Origin of the sequence: Nocardia yamanashiensis, from assembly GCF_021183565.1 — a bacterium.
Taxonomy (GTDB): Bacteria; Actinomycetota; Actinomycetes; order Mycobacteriales; family Mycobacteriaceae; genus Nocardia; species Nocardia yamanashiensis.
Genome location: NZ_CP089226.1, coordinates 7,272,956 through 7,297,477, shown reverse-complemented (window position 1 = coordinate 7,297,477; position 24,522 = coordinate 7,272,956). Strand labels below are relative to the sequence as shown.

The 24,522-nt window shown below is 67.6% G+C and carries 22 protein-coding genes; 11 read left to right on the top strand and 11 right to left on the bottom strand.

Features of this window, described 5'->3' with window-relative positions; all coding sequences use genetic code 11:
• Positions 1–123 precede the first annotated feature (123 nt).
• Both LTV02_RS33565 and LTV02_RS33560 read left to right on the top strand, forming a co-directional pair.
• The gene (locus tag LTV02_RS33565; protein ID WP_233035636.1) at positions 124–645 is read left to right on the top strand and encodes a PASTA domain-containing protein; all 522 of its coding nucleotides are present in this window, start codon (positions 124–126) and stop codon (positions 643–645) included.
• Positions 646–658: 13 nt separating this feature from the next.
• Positions 659–1,000, top strand: a complete 342-nt coding sequence (locus tag LTV02_RS33560) for a hypothetical protein (RefSeq protein WP_233035635.1) — start codon at positions 659–661, stop codon at positions 998–1,000.
• Positions 1,001–1,034: 34 nt separating this feature from the next.
• Here the strand turns inward: LTV02_RS33560 and LTV02_RS33555 are convergent, their stop codons facing one another.
• The 3 genes from LTV02_RS33555 to LTV02_RS33545 all read right to left on the bottom strand — a co-directional run bounded on the left by LTV02_RS33555 (position 1,035) and on the right by LTV02_RS33545 (position 3,059).
• A complete protein-coding gene (locus LTV02_RS33555) occupies positions 1,035–1,799 on the bottom strand; it encodes a peptidase dimerization domain-containing protein (protein ID WP_233035634.1) in 765 nt (254 codons plus the stop codon).
• 52 nt (positions 1,800–1,851) lie between these two features.
• Entirely contained in the window at positions 1,852–2,307 is a 456-nt protein-coding gene (locus tag LTV02_RS33550) for a hypothetical protein (protein ID WP_233035633.1), read from the bottom strand.
• A gap of 107 nt (positions 2,308–2,414) precedes the next feature.
• The gene (locus tag LTV02_RS33545; protein ID WP_233035632.1) at positions 2,415–3,059 is read right to left on the bottom strand and encodes a TetR/AcrR family transcriptional regulator; all 645 of its coding nucleotides are present in this window, start codon (positions 3,057–3,059) and stop codon (positions 2,415–2,417) included.
• Positions 3,060–3,146: 87 nt separating this feature from the next.
• On the opposite strand from LTV02_RS33545, the gene LTV02_RS33540 reads away from it, so the two are divergent.
• Positions 3,147–4,289, top strand: coding sequence for an epoxide hydrolase family protein (locus tag LTV02_RS33540; protein ID WP_233035631.1), 1,143 nt, complete (start codon positions 3,147–3,149; stop codon positions 4,287–4,289).
• Positions 4,290–4,340: 51 nt separating this feature from the next.
• Here LTV02_RS33540 and LTV02_RS33535 read toward each other — a convergent pair whose 3' ends face one another.
• The 3 genes from LTV02_RS33535 to LTV02_RS39390 all read right to left on the bottom strand — a co-directional run bounded on the left by LTV02_RS33535 (position 4,341) and on the right by LTV02_RS39390 (position 9,049).
• Entirely contained in the window at positions 4,341–5,573 is a 1,233-nt protein-coding gene (locus LTV02_RS33535; RefSeq protein WP_233035630.1) for a phthiocerol/phthiodiolone dimycocerosyl transferase family protein, read from the bottom strand.
• A gap of 184 nt (positions 5,574–5,757) precedes the next feature.
• Entirely contained in the window at positions 5,758–8,871 is a 3,114-nt protein-coding gene (locus LTV02_RS33530; RefSeq protein ID WP_233035629.1) for an AfsR/SARP family transcriptional regulator, read from the bottom strand.
• A gap of 49 nt (positions 8,872–8,920) precedes the next feature.
• Entirely contained in the window at positions 8,921–9,049 is a 129-nt protein-coding gene (locus LTV02_RS39390) for a hypothetical protein (RefSeq protein WP_269821580.1), read from the bottom strand.
• 717 nt (positions 9,050–9,766) lie between these two features.
• On the opposite strand from LTV02_RS39390, the gene LTV02_RS33525 reads away from it, so the two are divergent.
• The 3 genes from LTV02_RS33525 (at position 9,767) to LTV02_RS33515 (ending at position 11,553) form a co-directional block, all read left to right on the top strand.
• Positions 9,767–10,642 carry a DUF5753 domain-containing protein gene (locus LTV02_RS33525; RefSeq protein WP_233035628.1) on the top strand — a complete coding sequence of 292 codons (876 nt, stop codon included), beginning with the start codon at positions 9,767–9,769 and terminating at the stop codon, positions 10,640–10,642.
• Entirely contained in the window at positions 10,639–10,821 is a 183-nt protein-coding gene (locus LTV02_RS33520) for a DUF397 domain-containing protein (RefSeq protein ID WP_233035627.1), read from the top strand. Before LTV02_RS33525 ends, LTV02_RS33520 begins: the two co-directional genes overlap by 4 nt.
• Positions 10,822–10,929: 108 nt before the next feature.
• The gene (locus LTV02_RS33515; RefSeq protein WP_233035626.1) at positions 10,930–11,553 is read left to right on the top strand and encodes an NAD(P)-dependent oxidoreductase; all 624 of its coding nucleotides are present in this window, start codon (positions 10,930–10,932) and stop codon (positions 11,551–11,553) included.
• Between the two features lie 6 nt (positions 11,554–11,559).
• On the opposite strand, the gene LTV02_RS33510 is transcribed toward LTV02_RS33515, so the two are convergent.
• Complete coding sequence (locus LTV02_RS33510; RefSeq protein ID WP_233035625.1) at positions 11,560–12,708, bottom strand: GTP-binding protein; 1,149 nt, start codon at positions 12,706–12,708, stop codon at positions 11,560–11,562.
• 124 nt (positions 12,709–12,832) lie between these two features.
• On the opposite strand from LTV02_RS33510, the gene thiD reads away from it, so the two are divergent.
• The 5 genes from thiD (at position 12,833) to LTV02_RS33485 (ending at position 19,861) form a co-directional block, all read left to right on the top strand.
• Complete coding sequence (gene thiD / locus LTV02_RS33505; RefSeq protein ID WP_067721240.1) at positions 12,833–13,684, top strand: bifunctional hydroxymethylpyrimidine kinase/phosphomethylpyrimidine kinase; 852 nt, start codon at positions 12,833–12,835, stop codon at positions 13,682–13,684.
• A gap of 105 nt (positions 13,685–13,789) precedes the next feature.
• A complete protein-coding gene (locus tag LTV02_RS33500; protein ID WP_233035624.1) occupies positions 13,790–15,055 on the top strand; it encodes a bifunctional glycosyltransferase family 2/GtrA family protein in 1,266 nt (421 codons plus the stop codon).
• Complete coding sequence (locus LTV02_RS33495; RefSeq protein WP_233035623.1) at positions 15,052–17,106, top strand: glycosyltransferase family 39 protein; 2,055 nt, start codon at positions 15,052–15,054, stop codon at positions 17,104–17,106. Before LTV02_RS33500 ends, LTV02_RS33495 begins: the two co-directional genes overlap by 4 nt.
• 274 nt (positions 17,107–17,380) lie before the next feature.
• The gene (locus LTV02_RS33490) at positions 17,381–18,493 is read left to right on the top strand and encodes a hypothetical protein (RefSeq protein ID WP_233035622.1); all 1,113 of its coding nucleotides are present in this window, start codon (positions 17,381–17,383) and stop codon (positions 18,491–18,493) included.
• A 534-nt stretch (positions 18,494–19,027) separates the two neighbouring features.
• The gene (locus tag LTV02_RS33485; RefSeq protein WP_233035621.1) at positions 19,028–19,861 is read left to right on the top strand and encodes a hypothetical protein; all 834 of its coding nucleotides are present in this window, start codon (positions 19,028–19,030) and stop codon (positions 19,859–19,861) included.
• A 1-nt stretch (position 19,862) separates the two neighbouring features.
• On the opposite strand, the gene LTV02_RS33480 is transcribed toward LTV02_RS33485, so the two are convergent.
• Genes LTV02_RS33480 through LTV02_RS33465 form a run of 4 tightly spaced genes read right to left on the bottom strand, consistent with a single transcriptional unit; the run spans position 19,863 to position 24,522 of the window.
• A complete protein-coding gene (locus LTV02_RS33480; protein WP_067721236.1) occupies positions 19,863–20,477 on the bottom strand; it encodes a TetR/AcrR family transcriptional regulator in 615 nt (204 codons plus the stop codon).
• A gap of 6 nt (positions 20,478–20,483) precedes the next feature.
• Positions 20,484–21,269: an enoyl-CoA hydratase family protein gene (locus LTV02_RS33475; RefSeq protein ID WP_233035620.1), complete on the bottom strand. Its 786-nt coding sequence runs from the start codon at positions 21,267–21,269 to the stop codon at positions 20,484–20,486.
• 25 nt (positions 21,270–21,294) lie between these two features.
• Positions 21,295–22,458 carry an acyl-CoA dehydrogenase family protein gene (locus tag LTV02_RS33470; protein ID WP_233035619.1) on the bottom strand — a complete coding sequence of 388 codons (1,164 nt, stop codon included), beginning with the start codon at positions 22,456–22,458 and terminating at the stop codon, positions 21,295–21,297.
• Positions 22,459–22,461: 3 nt separating this feature from the next.
• Entirely contained in the window at positions 22,462–24,522 is a 2,061-nt protein-coding gene (locus tag LTV02_RS33465) for an acetyl/propionyl/methylcrotonyl-CoA carboxylase subunit alpha (protein ID WP_233035618.1), read from the bottom strand.

The following is a 24,522-nucleotide window of genomic DNA, read 5'->3' as shown; positions in this document are numbered from 1 at the left end:
AACCGAGCGAGATGATCACGCGACGTCTCCTGTCGGGGGGAGCGCACACGAAATCAATCAGTTCCAGGGGAGCTCCATGCGACATACCTCTTCTCTTCCCATGCCGGTATCGGCGGTCGGCCGGTGAATTACCAGCATCCGCAACAACCGCAGCCCTACCCACAGCAGCCGTACCAGCAGCAGCCGTTCCAGCAGCCACCGCGGCCGGTCCCGCCGAAAAAGAAAACACCCTGGTGGGTGTGGGTCGCGGCCGCGTTCGGAGCCTTGGTCCTCCTCGGCGCGATCGGCAACGCCGTCGACGGCGGTAAGGACAAGGCCGCCACCACAGCGGCTCCCGCACCGCTGGCTGCCGCGCCCGCCGAGACCACCCAGGCATCCGCGCCCGTGGTTGTACCCACGTCCAATGCCGCGGCGGTGGTCAAGGATCTGACAATTCCGGAGCTTGCGGGAAAGAACGGCGCGATCGCAGCGGACGAGCTGAAGCGGCTCGGGTTCACGAACGTGACCTACGGTTCGGCGACGCCGGGTGTGAATATGGTTCTGATGCTGTCGAATTGGACGGTGCAGTCCGTCGAACCGGGGCCTGGTACGACGCTGCCATCGAATTCGGCGGTCGTGTTGATGATGACGAAGAACAATCACTAAAGGATTCGGTCTGATGAAACGTATTGTTTTGGCGCTGCTAGGCATTCTTGTGATCGGGGCACTGGTCGGAGCGTTCGGCGGGCAAGCCTCGGCGACCCCTGTCGCAGCCGAACCGGTCGCGGCGGCGGGAATCGCGGTAACTGTCGACGAGTCGGGCACCCCGATCGCGATGTGCATGATGCCCGGCGACTCGATCGGACTGCGGGCCGGGATCGGCGCAGTGATCGGATTCTTCGCCGGTCTGCCGATCTTCGTTGTCGGCGCGATCCCCGGCGCACTCATCGGTGCGGGATTCGGAGCACTGTCGTGGCAGATCGCGAATTGGTCCGCCAATCAGATGCCGGGACCGTGCTAGCGCCGCGTCGATAAAGACGAAACGCGCCCGTCCCTCAGCGGGTCGGGCGCGTGGCACCGGGAAGCAAGGCGAGTTCGGTGAGCAGGGCGGCTTGGCGCCATAGGACGCTGTCGTCGAAAACTGCTTCGGGGGAATGGTTGTCGGGGGCGGTGGTGGGGTCGAGGTGGGGCGGGGTGGCTCCTAGGGTGAGTATGGTGCCGGGGACTCGTTGGAGGATGTAGGCGAAGTCTTCGGAGGCGCCGGGCGTGGGGTGTTCGGTTGACAGGTCGGGGCCGAAGAGGGTGCGGGCCAGGGTGAGTGCGGACGTGGTTTGGGCTGGGGCGTTTATCAGGACGGGGTGGCCGAGGGTGTATTCGCCGTGGGCATGTAGGCCGTGGGCGAAGGCTATGCCGTGAGCCAGGTTCGGGAGGTCCGATTGCAGGCGGGTCTGGTTCGGTTCGGAGAAGCAGCGGACGGTGGCATCGAAGCGGGCGTTGGCGGGGATGACGTTGGGGACGGTGGCGGCTGAGAGGTGGCCGACGGTGATGACTACCGGGTCGAAGGCGTCGAAGCGGAGGGTTACGAAATTCTGGATGGCCAGGACTGTTTCGCATAGGGCGGGGGCCGGGTCCAGAGCGGTGTGGGGGAAGGCGCCGTGGCCGCCGCGGGTGATCTCCAGCGGCGGTCCGTCCAGCGCGGCAAGGACTTTCGCTTGGGTGAGTGGCAGGTTCGATCCGATTTCCGGTTCGCGGTGCAGAGATCTCCGCAACGCGAACAGATCGTCCTGGATCGCACGGGCATCCTCGAGAATCGACGGCATCGTCGTGTCCGTTCGCCGGTCGGCCACTCACCCGAGCATCCGTCATGACGGGTCACGCCGCGTCGAGAGCGGCGACGATCTTGCGGGTCATTTCGTTCATGGTGGGGCTGGACTGGGGCTGGCCGGCGTGGGCGGCTTCGATGGCGGTGTTGACGGTGGCGCGGAAATTGTCGGCCTCGGTCTTGTCCTGGGCGGCCAGCAGGGTGACGGCGGCGGTCAGGGCGGGCAGCACGTGGTCGGCCAGTTCGGCGGTGGTCTTGCCTTCCAGCTTGATGTCCTTGGACTTGGCGGCCAGGACGTGGCCGACCAGGCCGGTGGCGGAGGTGAGGGCGATGGTGCCCGCGCTCGCGGCCTTGGCGGGCTTGGGGCTGGCGGCGGCCAGCAGGGAGATGGCGCCGTAGGCGGCGGTGCGGATGGTCGAGTTGTCCTGGGCGGTCAGGTTGATGGACATTGCGGGCTCCTCGAGAGTTGTTGTGGTGGGCGGGGAGTCGTTGGTGCTCCTCGTCATGACAACTACTTTCGGGGGCCGCGCTGACAGCCGGCTGACAGCGCGCTGACACGCGAGCTGACACGGTATTCCGGCTGTTCACAGCGGTTTTCGAGGATGCCGGGCGCTCAGTCGCGCTGCCAGCGGTAGGCGAATTCACCGGGCGCGGGCGGCGGACCCGGCAGGCTGCCGGGGGTGGCGAGGCCGTCGAGCAGCAGGGCGAGCACGCGACGGCGCAGCTGAGCGGACCGTTCCGCGCCGGGCAGGGTGATGGCGGCGCACGCTTCCAGCAGCAGACCCAGATCGAGATCGGTGACCTCGGGACGCAGGCGACCGGAATCGTGTGCGCGGCGGACGATCTCGGTGGTCAGCTCACCGGACTTCACGATCTCGGGCAGGAACGATTCGTCGGGCGCGAAGGTGCCGGCCAGATGCGTGGTCAGCGAGTGCACGTCGGCGTCCACCACCCGCTCCAGGAATCCGACCAGCGCCTGCCAGCCGTCCGGATCCTGCAGGGCCGCCTCGGCTTCGACGTTATAGCGGCGCAGCCCGTCGTAGCAGAGGGTGCGCAGCAGGTCCTCCTTACTGGGGTAGCGGCGGTACAGGGCGCTGATCCCCACCCCCGCGCGTTCGGCCACCGCGGAGATGGGCGCCTTCGGATCGTTGAGGAACACGTCCCGCGCGGCGGTCAGGATGATCTCGTCATTGCGGGCGGCCTGCGCCTTGCGACCGGGCAGTGCGCGCTGAGCTGGGGTTTCGGAAATCTTCGGCATGAGATCGAGAATACCACTTGAACGGAATCATCCGTTCCGTTATGGTTAGGACAGAACGAAACATTCCGTTCCAACAAGGAGAGAATGATGAACGCCACCGCCATCCGCCCCTTCCGCATCGACGTCCCGCAGGCCCAGCTCGACGACCTGAACGACCGGCTGCGGCGGGCCCTGTACCCGAACGAACTGGCGGGCGTCGGCGACTCCTACGGCGTGCCGAACGACCGGGTACGGACGCTGGCCGAGTACTGGATGAACGAATTCAATTGGCGGGCACTGGAAGCCAAGCTGAACAGCTACCCGCAGTTCACCACCGAGATCGAGGGCGAGGACATCCACTTCCTGCACATCCGCTCCGAGCGGGAGGACGCCCTGCCGGTCATCCTGACCCACGGCTGGCCCGGCTCCATCCTCGAATACCTGGACGTCATCGAGCCCCTGACCAACCCGGAATCGGCCGACCAGCCGGCCTTCCACCTGGTCATCCCTTCCCTGCCCGGTTTCGGTTTCTCCGGCCCGACCCGCAGCACCGGCTGGAGCCGCTACCGCACCGCCCGCGCCTGGGCGCAGCTCATGGACCGCCTGGGTTACCAGCGTTATGGCGCGATCGGCAATGACGGCGGTTCGATGGTCTCCCCCGAACTCGGCCGCATCGCCCCCGACAAGGTGGTCGGCGTGCACGTCACCCAGATCTTCTCGTTCCCGTCCGGCGACCCGTCGGAGTTCGAGGGCCTGTCCGCCGAGGACATGGAAGCGCTCGGCATCCTGCAGTGGTTCCACGAGAACAAGATGTCGTTCAACATGCTGCACAGCCAGCAGCCGCAGACCCTGGCCTTCGCCCTGGCCGATTCCCCCCTCGGCCTGCTCGGCTGGAACTCCCAGCTCTTCGGCGAGTCTCTGGACGCCGATTTCGTGATCGGCAATGTGGCGATCTACTGGCTGACCGGCACCGCGGGCTCCTCGATCCGCTTCTACTACGAGGACGCCCACACCACCGATCACCCGACCGAACCCACCACCGTCCCCACCGCCCTGGCCATGTTCAAGGGCGACTTCCAGTCCATCCGCCGCTTCGCCGACCGCGACCACAAGAACATCGTCAGCTGGAACGCCTACGACGTGGTCTCGACCAAGGGCGGCCCGAACGACGCGGCCGGGCACTACGCGGCCCACGAAGCGACCGACGTCCTGGTCGCCGACATCCAGCGCTTCTTCGCCGAATACCACTGAGCTCCAACGGAACAGGCCCTCCCTGCGGGGAGGGCCTCCCGCGTTCCGGTGTCAGGCGACCGCGGCGGTCGCGGTCAGCACGGCAATCTCGGCCGCGAGGATACGACTCAATTCCGCTATCCGGGAACGGGAATGGCAGGTTTCGGAGAATGTGAAGTCGATGCTCAACCGCCCTTGGAACGTGTAGACGAAGTAGCTGATCTCCCGCCTGGAGCCGCCGGTGGCGAACCCACGGAAGTCGACCATCCGCATTCCGCCCGGGACCGCGAGCGCCGGCACCACACCCCAATTGGTGATGATGTTGACGGTGGCCGGGAGCACGTCGGTCTCGTCCAGCCGCGCCGCCGCGAACATGGTGGCCAGCGCTCCCCCGCTGTCGATACCGTGCACGATCTGCGCCTTCACGTTCTCGGCGAGCACGCGGAGATCGGTGTCGGCCCCGCACATGGTGATGGTGGGCGCGAAGCCCAGACCGTTCGTCGCCTCGGTGGGATGCGCGGGCGGCGTCAGATGCGGACGCAGGTCGACCGCGTGCCCGATGATCATGGGAAGCGCTGTCCGGTCCGGGATTTCATCGATCAGCGCGCGCTCGGACCGGACTATCGCAGCGCTCAGCAGTGCGTGCACCGTCGTCCCGTGTGCCCGCGCCCGGCGCAGCAGTTCACCGGTTTCGGCGGCCGACAGCATGATTCGCGACTCGGCGGCCAGACGCAGCCCCGGCCTTCCGATACTCCCCGCCGGCGCGAAGCTGCACAGACCGCGCAGCTCTGGCACGTCCGATTCCGGGACGTCGATGCCGCGCTCGGCGAGCAGGTCCTCGAGGCTGCGCGGAACCACCGGGGCGGGATCGGCGACCGGGACGCACGCTCCGAGTGCGGCGGCATTGCGCCAGAACTCTTCCAGCAGTTCGAAACCCAGGTGCGCATCATTGACGGCATGTGCGATGCGCAGTGCGACCGCAGTGGTCTCGCCGTCGCGCACGATCTCCAATTTCGCCAAGGCTCGCATGGGATCGATCGCCTGGACATCGTCCAACCAGTCCGGCAACGTGCCGTGCACGATCTCGACCACCGGGTCGCCGCAGCCACTGTCCGGCAGCCGCAGGTAGCAAGAACCGTCCCGCGCTTCGAGACGCCCGCGCAGTACCGGAAAACGCCGGGACGTGAGCGCGAACGCCCGCCGCAGCACGTCGTCGTCGACCGCACCGGCGCAGATCGCCACGTACGACACGGTCACCTGCTTCGGCACGAAGCTCTGATCGACGATGCCCAGCCGGTAATTCACATTGTCTCCTCGGGTGTCGGGCCGAGCGCCGGGAACGGCGCGGGCGGTCGGACACCACGGCGAGGACACGGGCGAGCGTCGACGCGGCGCTCGGATCGACCCGTGTCCCGTGGTGTCGATCCGAGCCTGCGCGGACCGCTCGAGCGGTCATTGAGCGCTCGATGAACGCCCCGCGGAGCGGGTGTTATCGCGTCGCCGACGGAACGGCGAACAGATCCGGCAGCGGCGGCAGCGGGCCGACCCGGGCGATCAGCTCGTCGAGTTGCGCTCGCACCAGCCGCGCCTCCGCTGTACGTCCGCGAGCCGTCAGAGCCTTCGCATGGAAGTGCAGCGAGTGCCCGCGCCGGATCGGGTCGGCGGCGCGGGTGAGCACCGAACTCGCCTCGGCGGCAGCGGATTCGGCGCGCTCGAAGAACCCACCATGGAAACCTACCTCCGCGAGCCGGTACAGGGCCCAGCCGAGCAGGAGCCGTCGCCCGTATCCGCGGGCCGCGTGCACTGCTTCCTCGCAGATCGACAACGCTCGCTCCGGGTCGTCGTCGCGCATCAGCGCTACCCGGCCGAGTTGACTGCGTGCCAGCGATTCGAACGCGGCACCGCCGATCCGTCTCGCCAATTCCGATGCACGCGCACCGAATTCCGCGGATTGATCCCAGATTGCGGCATCACCGTAGCGGTCCGCGAGGGTGGCGCACGCCCAGCCTTCCCAAGCCGGGTCGCCCAGGGCGTGGAAGATTCCGACCGCGGCCGCCATGTGATCGATCGCCTCGTCCGGCCGGCCGAGGCCGAGCGCGGCGGCGCCCAGCAGGTGTTCCACGAAGCCCAGCAGCAGGCTGTTTCCCCTTGGAAGCAGCAGATTTCGCGCCGGGACGAGCACACCGACGGCCTCCGCTCCCTGGCCTAGGTCCAGGGCGAGAACCAGGCCGAGGGCGGCACGAGCCCGGAGTTCCGTTTCCCGGTCCTCGAATCCGGCGGCGACGGCGAGCAGTCGTCGCAGCGCGCCGGCCAGCTGCCCGGATTGCGGCGAGGGGTCGACGGCCTCGCTGATCAGCATGGCCACATCCACGCTGGACGGCACCAGGGCCGGATGGTCGGCGGCGAGCTGCCGGTGCAGGGCGATCAGCGCGGTGCGCTCGGCATCCAGCCAGGCGTGCGCGTCCGCTTCGGATTCGATGGCGGCGCCGGAATGCCCGGTCGCCGGGACATAATCGAGCCGATGCCCCGGATAGCGCAGCCCGACAATGTTTTTCGCGGTCGCCAGGTAATAGTCCAGCAGGCGCGACAGCACCCGTACCCGGTCCAGCTCCGGATCGACCGTGCGCGCGTACAGGCGCAGCAGGTCGTGATACCCGTAACGATCGACTCCCGTGGATTGCAGCAGCCCGAGGTCGACCAGGGACTCACAGACCTGGGCGGCGGTCCCGATGTCCGTCCCCAGTATCGCCGCGGCGGCGGCGACCGACAGCTCGGGCGCGGCGGGGACCGCCAATTCCGCGAAGGCCCGTGCCGTCGCGGGCGGCAGGTCCCGGTATCCGAAGGCGAAGCAGGCGTCGACGGCGAGATCGCCGCACCGTAACTCCGAGAGCCGATTCCGCTCGTCGGCCAGCCGTCGCGCCACCTCGGCGATACTCCACCGCGGTCGCACCGCGAGCCGCGCGCCGATGATCCGGATGGCCAGCGGCAGCCGTCCGCACGCCGCGATCACCGCGTCGACGGACTCCGATTCGGCGGCTGCGCGCGCCGCACCGACGATGCCCGCCAAGAGGTTTCGCGCCTCGTCGGTGGACAGCAGATCCAGCTGGCGGTGGGTGGCGCCCGGTAGCGGCAGTACCGCACGGCTGGTGACCAGGACCGCACAATCGGGTCCGCTCGGCAGCAGCGGCGTCACTTGATCCAGCGTGCCCGCATTGTCGAGCACGATGAGCAGGCGCCGGTCCGCCGACAGACTGCGCAGCAGGGCAGCGCGTTCGGGCTCGGTGGGTGGAATGTCGCTGTCCGGGATGGCCAGCGCGCGCAGGAAGCCGCCCAGCACGCCGACGGGCTCGGCGGGCCGGTCGTCGACGCCGCGCAGGTCGGCGTAGAGCTGACCGTCCGGGAAGCGGTCTCGGATCGTCAGGGCGACGCGGGTGGCCAGGGTTGTCTTGCCGACTCCGCCCATGCCGGTGACAACCACCACCGGTGGGGCGAATCCGGTCGGATTCAGGGCTTCGCCGAGTTCCTTCAGCAGTGTCTCGCGGCCGGTGAAATCGGCTATCCCTCTGGGCAATTGCGCCGGCCGTATGACCTCGCGTCGGTCGCCGTGCGCGCCGTTCCATCCCATCTGACCGGCCTCCGATGACATCGGCGACAGCTGCGGCTGCGACGACGGCCGAGTCTGCGGGGACGGCTGCGGCAGCGGCTGCGGCTGCGGCAGCGGCTGCGGCTGCGGCAGCGGCTGCGTCTGCGGCAGCGGCTGCGGCTGCGTCTGCGGCAGCGTCTGCGGCAGCGGCTGCGGCTGCGGCTGCGAGGGCACAGGTAGCGGAGGTGGGGGCGGGAGTTCGTCGTCGAGGATTCGCCGGTGCAGCTCGGTCAGTTCGGGGCCGGGTTCGATGCCGAGTTCGTCGATCAGCAGCCGGCGGGTGTCGGTGTAGACGGTGAGGGCTTCGCTGCGACGGCCGGAGCGGTACAGGGCCGTCATCCAGAGGGCACGCAAGCGTTCCCGGAGCGGGAATTCGGCACTCGCGGAAGCTATCTCGCCGATCACCCGGGCATGACGGGACAGCTGCAGATCGGTGTCGAGGCGAGCTTCGAGCAGGTTTACCCGCAGCTCGGACAGGCGTCGGCGATGATCGGTCGCGGCCGGGCCGGGCACTCCCGCCAAGGGTTCGCCGTGCCACAGCGACAGCGCCTCGGTCAGCAGGAGGCGCGCATGCTCGAAATCTTGTGCAGCTCTGGCATTCTCGGCGGATTCGGCGAGCGCCTGCACACGGAAAGCGTCGATGGAGTCGCGCCCCACGCGCAGTTCATAGCCGTCGCCGACCGACACGAGTACGGAGGGCGCGGTCCGCGGGGCGCGATCCGGCTCCACCAGCTTGCGCAGCAGCAGGGCGTGGGAGCGAAGGGAAGCGACGGGGTCGCCGGGAAGTTCCTCACCCCAGACCGCATCGACCAGCTGCGCCGCGCTGAGCGGGCGACCACCTGCGAAAAGAAGCGCGGCGAGCACGGCCTGGGTGCGAAGCCGCCCGGACGCAATGGCCTGCGGGCCGCGCCGGACGGTGACGCGGCCCAGCACCGTAAAGCTCAGTTCCGCGGGATCCATCGGCTTCTCTCGGTAAAAACATGGGATCAGCCGATCTTATGCGGGAGGTTCAGCCCACCCGCGCGACGAGGTCCTTGACGGCGAACACGACAAACAGGCCGGCCCCGTACAGCAGGACCAACATCCATTTGGCGAAGCGCCGGGTCTCGGGCCAAGCGGGAGGGTTTCGATTCGTCATGCCCGGAACCGTAGGTAGCGTCCCTCACCAGCCGATTCCCCCGAATGAACACCCGATCAACACCGCTGGTCAGCGAACCGCAGCGGCCCTGCCCTCACCGGGAGAGCCCGTCGGTATCCGGGACCTTGCCGACCCAAGCCCAACCGGCATGTGTAGCGATGCCCATGAGCTGCCGTCGCGCACTGCAGGACCGTGATGAAGTACCGTCCCCCGCAATGCATGCCATGTGCGAATGCATGAGCGCTTCCACGCTCCGTGAATACCTCAGCGCGGCGACATCCTCCGGGAAACGTTCGTGCTTGATCTGCGAAACAACGTAAGGCATTGCGTCACCAGCCCGCTCGATGGCGGCCCTGGTGCAGCCATCCGACTCTTCCGGACGCCGGGACATAAAGGCAGCCTTCGCCTTTGATGTACGCCAGGCGAAGAAACCGTGAGTTGCGTGTAGGCGCGGCGTCCATGAAGCCCCACACCGACAAGGTGACGAGCGCGACGATAAGAAGGACTAACGTCCAAGTCTCCCAAGACATTTCGATTCCCCTCGCGGCGGTTGAAGCAAACCTCGTTGCTAACTTCTGGTGACATTTAGACTGACATCGGCAGCACGCTCACGAAAGGCATTGAGCGCGAACAGCCGGAGGTCCAAAGCGGACGTGTCCACGGTCGACATTCCCCAGATAGCGAGGCTAACGAATGGCCGGAACAACGGTCTCTCGCATGGATTTCGGGAACTTCATGCGGGAGCTCAGAACACAGGCAGGAATGTCACTACTGGCGGCAGCCCTGCATCTGGAAACATCTCGGCAAACAGTCATGCGCATGGAGGACGGTCTTCCGACCAAGCTGGCGACGATCCACATCAAGAGCCTGTTCGATCTGTACGCCCCGGCAAAGGAGGCTCGGCGGCAGGCGCTCGACCTCTGGCAGGAGGTCCGGGAACAGGACAAAGCCGCCAAGGCGCAAGGCAATTCGAAGGGCTTCTGGCGTCCGTACTCCGACCAGATCGCCCCGAACTTCCCCAAGTTTCTCCGCCTCGAGGCCGCCGCCTCGGAGATCCTCGCGCATCAAGTGGTCATCATCCCGGGCCTGCTCCAGACCAGCGACTATCGGCGGGCGATCATCCGGATGAACGAACCGGAACTGTCCACCGTGGATGTCGAACGCCGCATCGAGCTGACCGCTCACCGCCAGGCCCGGCTGGACGAGAGCGATTTTCGGCTGGAAGTGCTTCTTTCCGAGGCCGTTCTGCGGCACCGCCCCGCAAGCCCGTCCGTCATGGCCGCACAGCTCCTGTGGCTGGCCGAGGCCGGCGAGCGCACGAACCTCAGCGTGCGGATCATCCCCTTCGCCGCAGGCCCGCATCCAGGACTGGCGATGCTGACTTTCACCCTGCTGCGATTTCCGAAGGGAGCCAGCGGAATCACGCTGCCACCGGTGGTTTACGCCGAAGGAGCGATCGGCAGCATCTTCCATGAGGACGCCGATGAGGTCGACCAATATCGTCAGGCGATCGACGGCATGCGAGTTGTAGCGTTGACAGAGGAGGGGACCCGAGACTTCGTGTTTCAAACAGCGAAGGAGTACACGCCATGAACAGTCCGGCGACGGGCCAGTGGTACAAGTCGAGCAGGTCCGATGGCGCCAAGCAGTGCGTGGAGGTCTGCCACGAACCGGCACGGACCGGCGTGCGCGACAGCAAGCAGCCCGGCGGGCCCGAGCTGTTCTTCTCTCCGGAGGAATGGGCCGGGTTCGTCCGCTTCGTCAGCGAGTAGGCCGAGACCCTCTCGCATGTAGGTGAGACGCATGGCGATGTTCGCGGAGACCGAGGATTGACAAACTGAATTCACCTTCAAGACAACGAAATTCGAAAGGTGAATGCAATGCGAATCGCAATCTTCGGAGCCACCGGGACCGTCGGCCGCAAGGTCACCGAGCAGGCTTTGCAGGCCGGGCACGAGGTCACCATTCTCACTCGGTCGGCGGGCAATTCGACTGTGTCGCATCCGAATCTGACGGTGGTGGTCGGTGATGTGCTCGATCCTTCGGCGGTCGAGCAGACCGTGCTCGGGCAGGACGCCGTGATCGTCACGCTGGGTGCGGGGCGCAAGGGAGTGCTGCGGGCCGAGGGGACCAAGACGATCATCCAGGCCATGGAGCGGACCGGGGTGAAGCGGCTGGTGTGCATGTCCTCGCTGGGTGTGGGCGATTCCCGGGGGAACCTGAACTTCCTGTGGAAGTACATCCTGTTCGGCATGCTGCTGCGGCAGGCGTACGCCGACCACGGGGTGCAGGAAACCTATGTGCAGGCCAGCGATCTGGACTGGACCATCGTGCGACCGGCCGCGTTCACCGACGATCCGGCCACCGGCGGCTACCACCGGGACGTTCCGGCCGATGCCAAGGGCTTGACGCTGAAGATCTCCCGAGCCGATGTCGCCGCGTTCCTGCTGGAGCAGGTCAGCGACGCCACCTACCTGCGTCGCACCCCCGGCATCTCGAATTGAGCCGGATCAGGCGTGGGAGTGGGCATCGCCCCAGGACGGGAAGGGATCCGGGTACCGCAGCCAGGACTGCGGCCCGGATGCCAGCTCGGCATCGGTGAGCAGGGCCGAATTCAGCAGGTCACGGACGTGCGGACGGTCCAGGTGGACGCCGATGAAAACGATCTCCTGCCCGGGTTCCATATCCAGGGCGGTCCAGTAGGCGGCCGGTTCGAACGTCAGATTGGGGCCGGCCTGCGACCACAGCGCGGCCAGGTCGGGGCGGCTGGCCAGCCAGAAGAAGCCCTTGGAACGCAGCAGGCGCTGCATTTGCGCGAGGGCATTGTTCAGACGTTCGGGATGGAATGGGCGGTCGGCGGTGAAAGTGATGCTGCTGATGCCGTATTCCTCGGTTTCGGGGGTGTGGCCGCCCGCGAGTTCCTCGTCCCAGCCCTCGAATTGGGCGGCGATATCGGGGTTGTAGAGGCCGGTGCCGAGGATGTGCTTCAGGTCCACCACGCCGTGCGCGGACCGCACGATGCGGGCATTGGGATTCAAGCGCCGGATGGTCGCCTCCACACTGCCGAGGGCATTCGCGCTCACCAGGTCGGTCTTGTTGAGCACCAGCACATTCGCGAACTCCACCTGATCCACCAGCAGATCGGCGATGGTGCGCGCGTCCCCGTCGCCCGCTTGCAGATTGCGCTCCGCCAGCGCCTGACCCTTCACCACCTCGATCAGGAAAGTGGAGGCGTCGACCACCGTCACCATGGTGTCGAGTTTCGCGAGTTCGCCGAGTTTGAAACCGTCTTCGAATTCCCACTCGAAAGTAGCGGCCACCGGCATGGGTTCGGAGATGCCCGTGGATTCGATGACCAGATGGTCGAAGCGGCCCTCGCGCGCCAGCTTCCCGACCGATTCGATGAGGTCCTCGCGCAGCGTGCAGCAGATGCAGCCGTTGGTGAGTTCGACGAGCTTCTCCTCGGTGCGATCCAGATGGCCCTGGCCGGCGACGAGCGCGGCATCGATGTTCACCTCGCTCATGTCGTTCACGATGACGGCCACCCGGCGGCCTTCGCGATTGGCGAGCAGGTGGTTGAGCAGGGTGGTCTTGCCCGCGCCGAGGAAGCCGGAGAGCACGGTCACGGGCAGTGGGGCGGAGTGCTGGGCTGAGGTCATGTCGTAATGATAATGGTTTTCATTAACAAGAGAGCGGCGGGGGCTCCGACGCAGGTCCGCGCGGCTCCAGTTGGGCCGGGACACACAGGTCACCTCGGCCACCGGGCCGCGTAGGGTCACGGGCGTGGAACTGCTACCGCTCACCCCCAATGGCCAGACGCCGGTCCGTGCGCTCACCATCGCCGGAACCGATTCCGGTGGCGGCGCGGGCATTCAAGCCGACTCGCGCACCATGGCGCTGTGCGGTGTGCACGCGTGTGTCGCGGTCGCCGCCGTCACCGTGCAGAACACCTTGGGCGTCAGCGGTTTTCACGAGATCCCCCCGCAGATCGTGGCCGATCAGGTGCGCACCGTGGTGAGCGATATCGGCATCGGCGCCGCCAAGACCGGCATGCTGGCCTCCACCGCGATCATCGAAGCCGTCGCGCAGGTGTGCCGCGAGGTCGGCATCGGGCGCGACGGAACCATCCCGCTCGTCGTGGACCCGGTCGCCGCCTCCATGCACGGCGATCCGCTGCTGCACGCCGAAGCCCTGGACGCGGTGCGGCACACCCTGATTCCGCTCGCCACCGTCGTCACCCCGAACCTCGACGAAGTCCGGCTGATCACCGGCATCACCGTGGTCGACGACGCCAGCGCCCGCAAGGCCGCCGAAGCCCTGCACGCCCTCGGCCCGCGCTGGGCCATCGTCAAGGGCGGGCACCTGCGCACCTCCGAACAGAGCACCGACCTGCTCTTCGACGGCGAGACCTTCCACGAACTCCCCGCCCGCCGCCTCGCCACCGGCAACGACCACGGCGGCGGCGACACCCTCGCCGCGGCCATCTGCTGCGCCCTCGCCCACGGCTACACCGTCCCGGACGCAGTCGCCTTCGCCAAGGAATGGACCTTCCGCTGCCTGGAAGCCTCCTACGATCTGGGCGCCGGCCACGGCCCGGTCTCGCCGCTGTGGCGACTGCACCTCGGGGCGCGGTAGCCCGCTGCTCGCAATCGCCGGAACGGGCGTCGGCGTGAACGCCTCCCAGTAACCTCCCAGGGAAGGTCCAGGTCGGCTGGAGCGTGGTCGTCGAAGTTGGACACCATGATCGATACAGCGATCGCCGTGGGGGCGGCGGAATCAGCGGAGGCAGTGACCGCGCCCATTGTGGATATTGTGGTGCCGGTCTACAACGAGGAACAGGATCTGGGGCCGTGCGTGCGGAGATTGCACGCGTTCCTGAGTACGAGTTTTCCGTTCTCGGCGCGAATCACGGTGGCGGACAACGCATCCACCGATGACACACTCGCGGTGGCGCGGATCCTCGCGGGCGAGCTGGACGGGGTGCAGGTGGTGCACCTGGATCGCAAGGGGCGCGGGCGGGCGTTGCGGGAAGTGTGGCAGCGGTCGGATGCGCAGGTCGTGGCGTACATGGACGTGGATCTGTCGACGGATCTGAACGCGTTGCTGCCGTTGGTGGCGCCGCTGGTTTCGGGGCATTCGGATCTCGCCATCGGGACGCGGCTGGCGTCGTCGGCGCGGGTGGTGCGCGGGCCGAAGCGGGAGATCATCTCGCGGTGCTACAACCTGATCTTGCGGACCTCGTTGCAGGCGCGATTCACGGACGCGCAGTGCGGGTTCAAGGCCATGCGCGGGCCGGTCGCGAAACTGGTGCTGCCGCTGGTCGAGGACGGGGAATGGTTCTTCGACACCGAGCTGCTGGTGCTGGCCGAGCGGATCGGGTTGCGGATTCACGAAGTGCCGGTGGATTGGATCGACGATCCGGACAGCCGGGTGGATATCGTCGATACCGCGCGCAAGGATCTGCGCGGGATCTGGCGGGTGGGGCGGGCGCTGGCTTCCGGGCGATTGCCGATCAATGAACTGCGGGCCGCGATCGGGCGGGAGCCGCTGGTGGAAGGCGTACCGCTCGGGATGGTCGGGCAGCTGGTGCGATTCGGGATCGTCGGCGTTGTTTCCACGCTCGCCTATCTGGCGCTCTATGTTGCGCTGCAAGGGATTACGGGCGCCCAGGCCGCCAACTTCCTGGCCCTGCTGATCACCGCCATCGGCAATACCGCGGCCAACCGGGCGTTCACCTTCGGGGTGCGCGGGTCCACGCGGGCCGTCTCGCATCACTTCCAAGGATTGGTGATCTTCGGGGTCGGGCTGGCGCTCACCAGTGGATCGCTGTTCGTGCTGCATCACTGGGCTCCGGAGGCCGAGGTGCATCTGGAACTGCTGTTCCTGGTGGTCGCGAACCTACTCGCGACCCTGCTGCGATTCGTCGGCCTGCGCTGGGTATTCCGGCAGGCCGGAGCGCCGGAAGTCCGGAATGTGCCCGCCGCCGCGGAAGGAGCGGCGGAATGACCGCGACATTGACCGAACCGCCGCAGACCTCGCCACCCGCCGCTACCGACGCGACCGGCATGAGGGGCCGGCCGCGCTGGGAGCTGCCCGCGCTGGCGGCGCTGCTCGTCGCGACCACCGTCGCCTACCTGTGGAACCTGTCCGCCAACGGGTGGGCCAACTCGTTCTATTCCGCTGCGGTGCAAGCCGGTTCGGTGTCGTGGAAGGCGTTCTTCTTCGGCTCCTCCGATGCGGCCAATTCCATCACCGTGGACAAGACGCCGCTGTCGCTGTGGCCGATGGAGCTGTCGGTCCGGGTGTTCGGGTTGTCCTCGTGGGCGATGCTGCTGCCGCAGGTGCTGTTGGGGGTGGCGTCCGTCGCGCTGCTGTGGGCCACCGTGCGGCGCAACTTCGGCGCGGCCGCCGGACTGCTCGCCGGGCTCGTGCTGGCCGTGACACCCGTTGCGGCGCTGATGTTCCGGTTCAACAATCCCGACGCCATGCTGGTGTTCCTGATGATCGCGGCGGCCTGGGCGATGACGCGGGCCGTGGCGGACGGGCGCTGGCGGTGGCTGGTGCTCACGGGGTTGTTCATCGGATTGGGGTTCCTGGCAAAGCAATTGCAGGTGCTGCTGGTGGTGCCGGCGCTGGCGTCGACCTATTTGATCGCCGGGCCGCCGAAGCTGGGCAAGCGCATCGCGCAATTGTTCGCAGCGGGTGGGGCGATGATCGTCGGCGCGGGCTGGTGGGTACTCATCGCCGAGCTTTGGCCGGTGTCCGATCGACCGTATTTCGGTGGCTCACAGAACAATTCGATCATCGAACTGACCCTCGGCTACAACGGGCTGGGACGGCTCAACGGTGAAGAACACGGCAGCGTCGGACCTGGCGGCGATATGCCCACCGGCGGCAACGGCATGTGGGGCAGCACCGGCATCACGCGCCTGTTCGAACCCGCCCAGGGTGGTCAGATCGCCTGGTTGATCCCGGCGGCGCTGATCCTGCTCGCCGCCGCACTCCTGTTGCGCGGCAAGGCCCCTCGCACCGACGCGCGCCGCGCCTCCTTCATCCTCTGGGGCGGGTGGCTGGTCGTCACCGGCCTGGTGTTCTCGTTCATGAAGGGGATCTTCCACCAGTACTACACCGTCGCCCTCGCACCGGCGATCGCCGTGGTCGCCGCGACGGGCGCGGTCCTGCTGTGGCGTGAACGCGATCGCGCCTGGGTCCGCCTCGCCCTCGCGGCGGCGCTCGCTGCCACCACCGCGACCGCGTGGATGCTGTTGTCCCGCAGCAGCTCCTACCTGCCGTGGCTGCGCTGGACGGTGCTGGCGGCGGGCATCCTCGGCACCGTCGCCCTACTGGTGAAACTCCCCCGCAAGGCCGCCGTCGCGGCAGCCTGCACGGCGGTGTTCGTCGGGCTCGCCGGGCCGGTGGCCTACGTCGGCCAAACCCTCACCGCGAGTCACGAGGGCCCGATCCCCAGTGCCGGTCCCAGCGTCGGACACGGGTTCGGCCCGGGCGGCGGACGGTGGCCGGGCGGTGACACCACCGACGGTCGCAATGGCGGCGCACGCCCCGGCGGCGGTCCCACGAACGGAAGCAACCAGAACGGCGGCAACGGAATCGGCGACAGTTCGACCGGCGGCAAGCCCGGCGGCGCGATGATGGGCGGCGGCCCGGTCGGCGGCGTCATGGGCGCGAGCAAACCCAGCGACCAGGTGACCGCGCTGCTGCGGGACGGCGGCACCGAATACACCTGGGTCGCCGCCACCGTCAGCTCAAACAGCGCGGCCGGCTTCCAGCTGGCGACCCAACTGCCCGTAATGCCCATCGGCGGCTTCAACGGCAGCGACCCGTCGCCCACCCTCGCCCAATTCCAGCAATACGTGGCGGACAAGAAGATCCACTACTTCATCACCGGCAGCTCGAACAGCGAAGGCGACGGCATGGGCGGCTTCGGCCGCTCCAGCACCGGCACCAGCGGCCAAATCACCACCTGGGTCAAGGAACACTTCACCGCCCAGGAGGTGGACGGCGTCACCCTCTACGACCTGACCACCCCACTCTCCTGAAACACCAAGACCATCCGGTGGAACCCCGCTTCCACCGGATGGTCCCGTCCTACCCTGAAACAAGCATCGGACCAGCGAGTCTCAGGCAGTCACCATGACCCCACCCATGCCACTCAGCGACGAACACCGAGAAGCCTTCTGGCGCACCGTCGGCTGGCGACCGGACCTCCCCGACCACGAGCGCGAGCACATAGAACGCTGCTGGGACGACCAATCCATAGAACTGGCAGAAGCTTTCGGTTTCTGATCGAACCAGCGAATTCCTACGATCAGTGTGTCGTCACCGATCCAATGGGGGTTCACCGTCTTGATCCACACCTCGCAGCAGCCGCGAGATCGCCGATGGCGGCTGATTCTCGGATTGGTCGCGGCCTTGACCGTGGCAACCGGGGCGGCGATTCTCATCACCGTCCGCCACAGCGAACCCGCTGAAGCCGCAGGGATGAGCAACCGGGGCGGCTTCGCGGATCTGCGGCGGCTGGACCCCTGCTCGTACGTCGATCCGGCGGCGCTCGGGAAATATACGGCCACCACGTCCAGCGGGCGGGCGATACGCATAGAGCCAGACGGATTCGACGCCTGTGCGGTCGAATTGCCGGACTCCCCCGTCACCACGCCCGGCCAGACCGTCATCGTGGCCCTGCAATCCCTCCAGGCCACAGCCGCCGACCTCGCTGCGACACCAGGCGTGCTCACGACCGGCAAGACCACGGTCCGCACCTACGATCAACCTGATTCCGCTCCGCAGTACTGCCATCAGCTGATCGCGCGCGAAGACGGGGTTGCCGTTCGCCTTTCGATTACCGCCTTCGCCGTCAAAGGCCCCGGTGACCGGAAGACACTCTGCGAACTGCGCACCGCCGTCGCCACCATGGTGGGCCGCGCACTGACCGAAGGCGGCGGCGCCACCATCGACTACCCGCCGAATTCCCTCGGCGGCAAGGACCTCTGCGGCCGCCTCCTCGACTCCGAAATCGCCACCCCCACCCCCGACTCCGTCCGCACCCGGAAGCCCCGATCCGGCATGAACCGCTGTACCTGGACCGCGGGCGAATCCACCACGACGGCCGCCACCGACCTGGTTCGAACCTCAGCGGTCGCCGTTCACGGAACTGTCACCCCCCTGGTCGGCCGCCAATCCGATGTCGTCCGCACCTTCGACGGCACCACCACCCCAACCTGCATCGTCACCACCTACGGCCGCACCTGGCAACCGTGGCAGGGCAGCCATTTCAACTACGCCGCCGACGCTGACGACGCCGCCTCCAACTTCACCGAACGAGCCACCGTCCAGGTCCGGCTCGCACCCGGCGGGTCAGCCGACGACGCCTGCAATATGGCCCAGACCACCGCCGTCATGTTCTGGCAGCACCTGCCCAGCAGCTAGCGCCTCGACACCGGATCACCTGGCCGACACTGCCGACGGCTCGATCCCCGGAGCGGTGACACCATTTCTTGCGGCACGCGCCGGGGCGGGCGAATTCCTAAGATTGAGTGATTAATTCGCGTTGCCACGGGGGTCGCCGCAATGACCGAGCCAGAGGAAGGCACCGGATCAGGTTCCGGGCAGTCGCCGTGGGCGCGGGCCGATGCCGAGCCCAAGTACGCGATCCAGATCGGGCCGCCCGCCTATTCCGAGGGAATGCCGTTCTCACCGCTCGGGACGGAAAGCGTTACGCCACAGCCTGAGTCGGGGACGGCGAGTATCCGGAAGGCTGCCGGAGGGCGGCTTTCGAGGCGGAAGGCCGTTCTGATTCTGGGGGCGGTCGGGGCACTCGTCGTGGCGGTGGGGACGGCGGTGCTGGTCGGTACGTGGGGTTCGGAGCAGACCGGTACTGCCGCAGGTACTTCCGGTAGTGGGGTGGCGGGTGGGTTCGATGAGCCGGCGGCTATCGATCCGTGTTCGTTCGTGGAGCCTTCGATGTTCACCGGGGTCGCGGAGCAGGATTCGGGCGGGGAGTTCGCGATCGGGATCGAACCTGACAGCTTCTCCGGGTGCACCGTGAAATTGGGGCTGCCGGGTGGGGCGCGGTCCACTGTGACGGCGAAGATCGATATCGCGCGGTTTCCGGCGGAGTTCCTGGCCCGCACCGCGGATATCCCGATGGTCCAGCGCGGGCCGGTGCGGGTCGCCGATACGGAGCTGGGCGGGGCGGGAGATTGTGTGCAGCTCATCTTGCGGCCCGACGGGGTCGGCGTGAGCGTGGAGGTGACCTCGACGGCGCAGGGCTCCGACGAAACCCTGTGCAAGGTAAGGGATATCGTCACCGATGCGGCGGTAGCGGCGTTCACCGGGAATACCGCGAAGCGGTTGATCTACCCGTCCGATTCGGTGGGCGGGCGGGATCTGTGCGCGCTGTTGAACGAAGGCGAGCTGCGGGCCGCGACGGGTGCGCGGACCGCCCGGGCCGCGGCCGATTCGATCGCCTATCACTGCCAGTGGGAGGCGGAGGGCACCCGGATCGATCTGCATGCCGGATTGACGCCGCGATCGAAACCCGGGGCGACCGGGGGCACCGAGACCATCGCGGGGCGCAAGACGGTCGTGGACGACGATCACGCCGGGCGGTGCGAGCTGACGCTCACCGGCCGGAGCTGGGATCCGTGGCTGGGCGCCCATTACGAATACAAGGCCGGCGACGACACTTCGCGGTTCACCGAGCAGATCGCACTGATCGTCTACCAGGGGGTCGGCGCGTGCGATACGGCGAAAGCGCTGGCCGCGACCGCGTGGCCGAAGCTGCCGCACAGCTGATTCAGCGCGGTGCGTTCAACGCCGTGTGCAGGGTGGCGGCCCACTGCTGGACGATGTCCTTGCGGCGCAGGGAATCGTCGGTGAGGACGTCGGCGAGGCCGAGGCCGCGGGCCATGTCGAGGGTGGCTTGGACCAGGTGGTGCGCCACCGGGTCCTTGTCGTCCACGCCCAGGGCTTCGACGGCCAGGCGGTGCTGGGTGCGGCCGAAGTGGGCTTCCAGGGGGACGATTCGCTCACGCAGGACCGGGTCGGCGGAGGCGTGGGTCCAGACCTGGAGGGCGGCTTTGAAGAAGGGCGTGGTGTACCCCTCGACCAGGGAGGAGACGACGGCTTCGGTGCGGCCGACGCCTTCGGCGATCTGGTCGAGGGACTGCGCCTCGGTCATGGCCTGGACCATGCGGGTTTCGAACATGTACTCGAGGGCGGCGGTGATCAGGTCCTCGCGGGTGGGGAAGTGATGCTGGGCCGCGCCTCGCGACACCCCGGCGCGTTCGGCGACGACGGCCACCGTGGCGGCCGCCCAGCCGTTCTCGGCCAGGCAGTCGATGGTCGCCTCCAGCAGCCGCTGCCGGGTGGCCCGGCTGCGGTCCTGCTTGGGTTCGTGGGGTGTCGCCATGGTTGCCTATTCTGCCCAGCTGGGCGGGCGGCGCTGCATGAAGGCCGTGATGCCCTCGATGACCTCGGGGGTGCCGAAGAAGCTCGCGGAGCGTTTGGCCAGGTCCTCGGCGGAACGGTCGAACGCGGCGAGGAGGTCGGCATTGACGAGCTGCTTGGCCTCGGCCAGGCCCTGCGGCGCGCCCTTGCGCAGTTCACCGCACAGGCGGGCGGTCTCGGCGACCGGATCGTCGGCGGCGACGGTGATGAGACCGATGCGTTCGGCTTCGGCGGCGTCGAAGGTCTCGCCGGTCTGGAAGTAGCGGGCGGCCGCGCGGCCGGTCATGCGCGGCAGCAGGGTCAGCGAGATCATGAACGGGGCCAGGCCGATCCGGACCTCGGTCAACGCGAAACTGCTGCCGTGGCCGGCCACGACGAGATCACATGCGGCGATGATGCCCATGCCGCCCGCCCGCACATTCCCGTCGACCCGCGCCACCACAGGCTTGGGCATGGCGAGAATGTCCCGCAGTACGGAGATCATCCAGCGGGTGCGGATATCGGCCGCGGCGGCCGGGTCGGCGTCCACCGCCTCCTTGAGGTCCGCGCCCGCGCAGAAGGTATTGCCGGTGTGGGTGAGCACCACCCCGCGCACCGCGTCGTCGGCCGCCGCCCGGGCCAGGCCGTCGAGCAGTTCGGTGACCAGGCGGGAGGACAGGGCGTTGCGATTGTGCGGCGAATCGAAAGTCAGTACGGCGAAACCGTTCTCGACCTCGTAGCGCACGAACGGGGCGTCGGTGGTGGCGTCACTCATCGAATACTCCTGCGGGAGAGTGGAATCAGTAGGAGCGGGGCAGGCCCAGCGAATGCTGGGCGACGAAGTTCAGGATCATCTCGCGCGATACCGGAGCCACCCGGGCGATGCGGGAGGCGGCGAGCATGCCCGCCAGGCCCACATCGGAGGTGAGGCCGGAACCGCCGTGGGTCTGGATCGCCTGGTCCAGGGCCTTGATACTGGCTTCCGCCGCCGCGTATTTCGCCATATTGGCGGCCTCGGCGGCGCCGAAGTCATCACCGCTGTCGTAGAGGAACGCGGCCTTCTGCATCATCACCTTGGCGAGTTCCAGCTCGATCTTCACCTGGGCCAGCGGATGCGAAATGCCCTGGTGCGCACCGATCGGCACGCCCTTCCACACCGCGCGCTCCTTGGCGTACTGCACGGCGCGATCGATGGCGTAGCGGCCCATGCCGACCGCCATGGCCGCACCCATGATGCGCTCCGGGTTCAGCCCCGCGAACAGCTGCGCTATGGCGGCGTCCTCCTGGCCGACCAGGGCGGTGGCGGGCAGGCGCACGTCATCGAGGAACAGCGTGTACTGATTGTCCGGTTCGATGATGTCCATCTCCTGCTTCGTCTTCACGAAGCCGGGAGCATCGGTGGGGACGATGAACAGGGCGGGCTGCAGGTTGCCGGTCTTGGCGTTCTCGGTGCGCGCCACGATGAGCACCGCCTCGGCCTGATCCACGCCGGAGATGAAGATCTTGCGCCCGGTGAGAATCCAGTCCTCGCCGTCGCGGCGGGCGGTGGTGGTGATCTTGTGCGAGTTGGAGCCGGCGTCCGGCTCGGTGATGCCGAAGACCATCTTGCCGCTGCCGTCGGCCAGCTTGGTCAGCCAGTGCTGCTTCTGCGCGTCGGTGCCGTACTTGGTGATGATGGTGCCGCAGATGGCCGGCGAGACCACCATGAGCAGCAGGCCGCAGCCCTGCGCGGCGAGTTCTTCCTGCACCAGCGCGAGTTCGTAGATGCCCGCGCCACCGCCGCCGTACTCCTCGGGCAGGTTCACGCCCAGGAAGCCGAGTTTGCCCGCCTCGTCCCACAATTCGTCGAACGGCTCGTTGCGGCGCGCCTTCGGGCCCGCGTAATCCTTGAAGTTGTATTTGGCGGCGAGCTTCGCGACGGCGGCCCGCAGCGCCTTCTGTTCGTCGGTTTCGATGAAGCTCATGACCTACTCCTGGTTGTCGTTCGAAGCCGCGGCGGATTCGTCGGTGTGCACGATGGCGAGCACCGCACCCACTTCGACCTGCTGTCCGGCGGTCACATTGAGTTCGGTGAGGATGCCCGCGGCGGGGGCGGCGATGGTGTGCTCCATCTTCATGGCCTCCAGCCACAGGATTGGCTGGCCCTTCTCGACCCGGCTGCCGGCCTCGGCGCCGAGCCGGATGACCGCGCCGGGCATGGGCGCCAGCAGCGAGCCCTCGGCCACCTGATCGGCCGGATCCTCGAAGCGCGGCAGCCGGCGCACCGCGACCGGGCCGAGCGGGGAATCGACGGCCACCAGATCGCCGTAGCGGGCGATGCGGAAGGTGCGGCGCACCTTGCCGCGCTCCCCCGGCACCAGCAGGGTGACGGAATCCGGTGTGGCATCGAGCAATTCGAGGCCCTCGAAGCCGTCGACCGCCAGACCGGCACGGGTGAGGCGGTAGCGCACCTCGTGCTTACCGGTCAGGCGGCTGTCGTAGGACTTGGTCTGGGACTGCGACGGCAGATTGCGCCAGCCGGAGGGCAGGCCGCCGCCGACCCGGGCCGAACGCCGGTTGGCGGCGGCATCGGCGAGCGCGGCGGCCACGATGAACAGCTGCTCGTCGGCCTCGGAAACCAAAGGCGCGGAGAGCTTCTCCAGGTCGTGGGTGGCGAAGAAGGCGGTGTCGGTATCGCCCGCCAGGAACGCGGGATGGCGCAGCACCCGCACCAGCAGATCGCGGTTGGTGACCAGGCCGTGGATCTGCGCGCGCTGCAACGCCGAAGCCAGCAGATGCGCTGCCTCGTCACGGGTTTCGGCGAACGAGATGACCTTCGACAGCATCGGGTCGTAGTGCACGCCGACCACGGAACCGTCCACCACGCCGGTGTCCAGGCGCACGCCCGGTTCGGTCAGCACGGTGAATTCGCCCGCGGTACCGGGGATGTCGAGCTTGTACACCGGACCGGACTGCGGCTGCCAGTCGTGCGCCGGATCCTCGGCGTACAACCGCACCTCGATGGAATGCCCGCGCATCTCCGGCTGCTTGGCGGGCAGCGGGCGACCCGCGGCCACCTGCAACTGCAACCGCACCAGATCCAGGCCGGTGACCTGCTCGGTGACCGGATGTTCCACCTGCAGACGGGTGTTCATCTCCAGGAAGAAGAAGTCGCCCTTCTCGTCGGCCAGGAATTCGACGGTGCCCGCACCCTCGTAGCCGATGGCCTCCGACGCCAGCTTGGCGGCCTCGAACAGCCGCGCCCGCATCCCGTCGATCTTCTCGACCAGCGGGGACGGCGCCTCCTCCACCACCTTCTGATGGCGGCGCTGAATCGAGCACTCGCGTTCGCCGACCGCCCACACGGTGCCGTGGGTATCGGCCATGACCTGCACCTCGATATGACGGCCGGTCTCCAGGTAGCGCTCGCAGAAAACGGTGGGATCACCGAAGGCGGAAGCGGATTCGCGCTGCGCGGCCTCGATCTGATCGTTCAGGTCGGCCAGTTCGCGCACCACGCGCATACCGCGACCGCCACCGCCCGCGGACGCCTTGATCAGCACCGGCAGCATGTCGGCGGTGACCTCGGCGGGGTCCAGCTGCTTGAGCACGGGCACGCCCGCCGCGTCCATCATCTTCTTGGACTCGACCTTGGAGCCCATCTGCTCGATGGCGGCGACCGGCGGGCCGATCCAGGTCAGCCCGGCTTCCTGCACGGCCTTGGCGAATTCGGCGTTCTCGGAGAGGAATCCGTAACCGGGGTGGATCGCGTCGGCGCCGGCGGCCAGCGCCGCCTCGATGATCAGATCGCCGCGCAGGTAGGTCTCGCCGGGCGTATTGCCCGGAAGGCGAATGGCCGCATCGGCTTCCGCCACGTGCGGGGCGTTCGCATCGGCATCCGAGTACACGGCGGTGGTCGCGATTCCCATGCGACGACAGGTCGCGAACACCCGCCGTGCGATCTCGCCACGGTTGGCGACCAGAACATTGGTGAGCCCACCCGTCGCCCGACCGCCGCCCCTCACGGAATCGCTCTGCGATACTGTCAT

Excerpts from the sequence above, each read along its gene's own strand:
- LTV02_RS33560 (WP_233035635.1), top strand. The coding sequence starts at position 659 with ATGAAACGTATTGTTTTGGCGCTGCTAGGCATTCTTGTGATCGGGGCA.
- LTV02_RS33555 (WP_233035634.1), bottom strand. The coding sequence starts at position 1,799 with ATGCCGTCGATTCTCGAGGATGCCCGTGCGATCCAGGACGATCTGTTC.
- LTV02_RS33550 (WP_233035633.1), bottom strand. The coding sequence starts at position 2,307 with ATGACGAGGAGCACCAACGACTCCCCGCCCACCACAACAACTCTCGAG.
- LTV02_RS33545 (WP_233035632.1), bottom strand. The coding sequence starts at position 3,059 with ATGCCGAAGATTTCCGAAACCCCAGCTCAGCGCGCACTGCCCGGTCGC.
- LTV02_RS33540 (WP_233035631.1), top strand. The coding sequence starts at position 3,147 with ATGAACGCCACCGCCATCCGCCCCTTCCGCATCGACGTCCCGCAGGCC.
- LTV02_RS33530 (WP_233035629.1), bottom strand. The coding sequence starts at position 8,871 with ATGGATCCCGCGGAACTGAGCTTTACGGTGCTGGGCCGCGTCACCGTC.
- LTV02_RS39390 (WP_269821580.1), bottom strand. The coding sequence starts at position 9,049 with ATGACGAATCGAAACCCTCCCGCTTGGCCCGAGACCCGGCGCTTCGCC.
- LTV02_RS33525 (WP_233035628.1), top strand. The coding sequence starts at position 9,767 with ATGGATTTCGGGAACTTCATGCGGGAGCTCAGAACACAGGCAGGAATG.
- LTV02_RS33520 (WP_233035627.1), top strand. The coding sequence starts at position 10,639 with ATGAACAGTCCGGCGACGGGCCAGTGGTACAAGTCGAGCAGGTCCGAT.
- LTV02_RS33515 (WP_233035626.1), top strand. The coding sequence starts at position 10,930 with ATGCGAATCGCAATCTTCGGAGCCACCGGGACCGTCGGCCGCAAGGTC.
- LTV02_RS33510 (WP_233035625.1), bottom strand. The coding sequence starts at position 12,708 with ATGACCTCAGCCCAGCACTCCGCCCCACTGCCCGTGACCGTGCTCTCC.
- LTV02_RS33500 (WP_233035624.1), top strand. The coding sequence starts at position 13,790 with ATGATCGATACAGCGATCGCCGTGGGGGCGGCGGAATCAGCGGAGGCA.
- LTV02_RS33495 (WP_233035623.1), top strand. The coding sequence starts at position 15,052 with ATGACCGCGACATTGACCGAACCGCCGCAGACCTCGCCACCCGCCGCT.
- LTV02_RS33485 (WP_233035621.1), top strand. The coding sequence starts at position 19,028 with ATGTTCACCGGGGTCGCGGAGCAGGATTCGGGCGGGGAGTTCGCGATC.
- LTV02_RS33480 (WP_067721236.1), bottom strand. The coding sequence starts at position 20,477 with ATGGCGACACCCCACGAACCCAAGCAGGACCGCAGCCGGGCCACCCGG.
- LTV02_RS33475 (WP_233035620.1), bottom strand. The coding sequence starts at position 21,269 with ATGAGTGACGCCACCACCGACGCCCCGTTCGTGCGCTACGAGGTCGAG.
- LTV02_RS33470 (WP_233035619.1), bottom strand. The coding sequence starts at position 22,458 with ATGAGCTTCATCGAAACCGACGAACAGAAGGCGCTGCGGGCCGCCGTC.
- LTV02_RS33465 (WP_233035618.1), bottom strand. The coding sequence starts at position 24,522 with ATGACAGTATCGCAGAGCGATTCCGTGAGGGGCGGCGGTCGGGCGACG.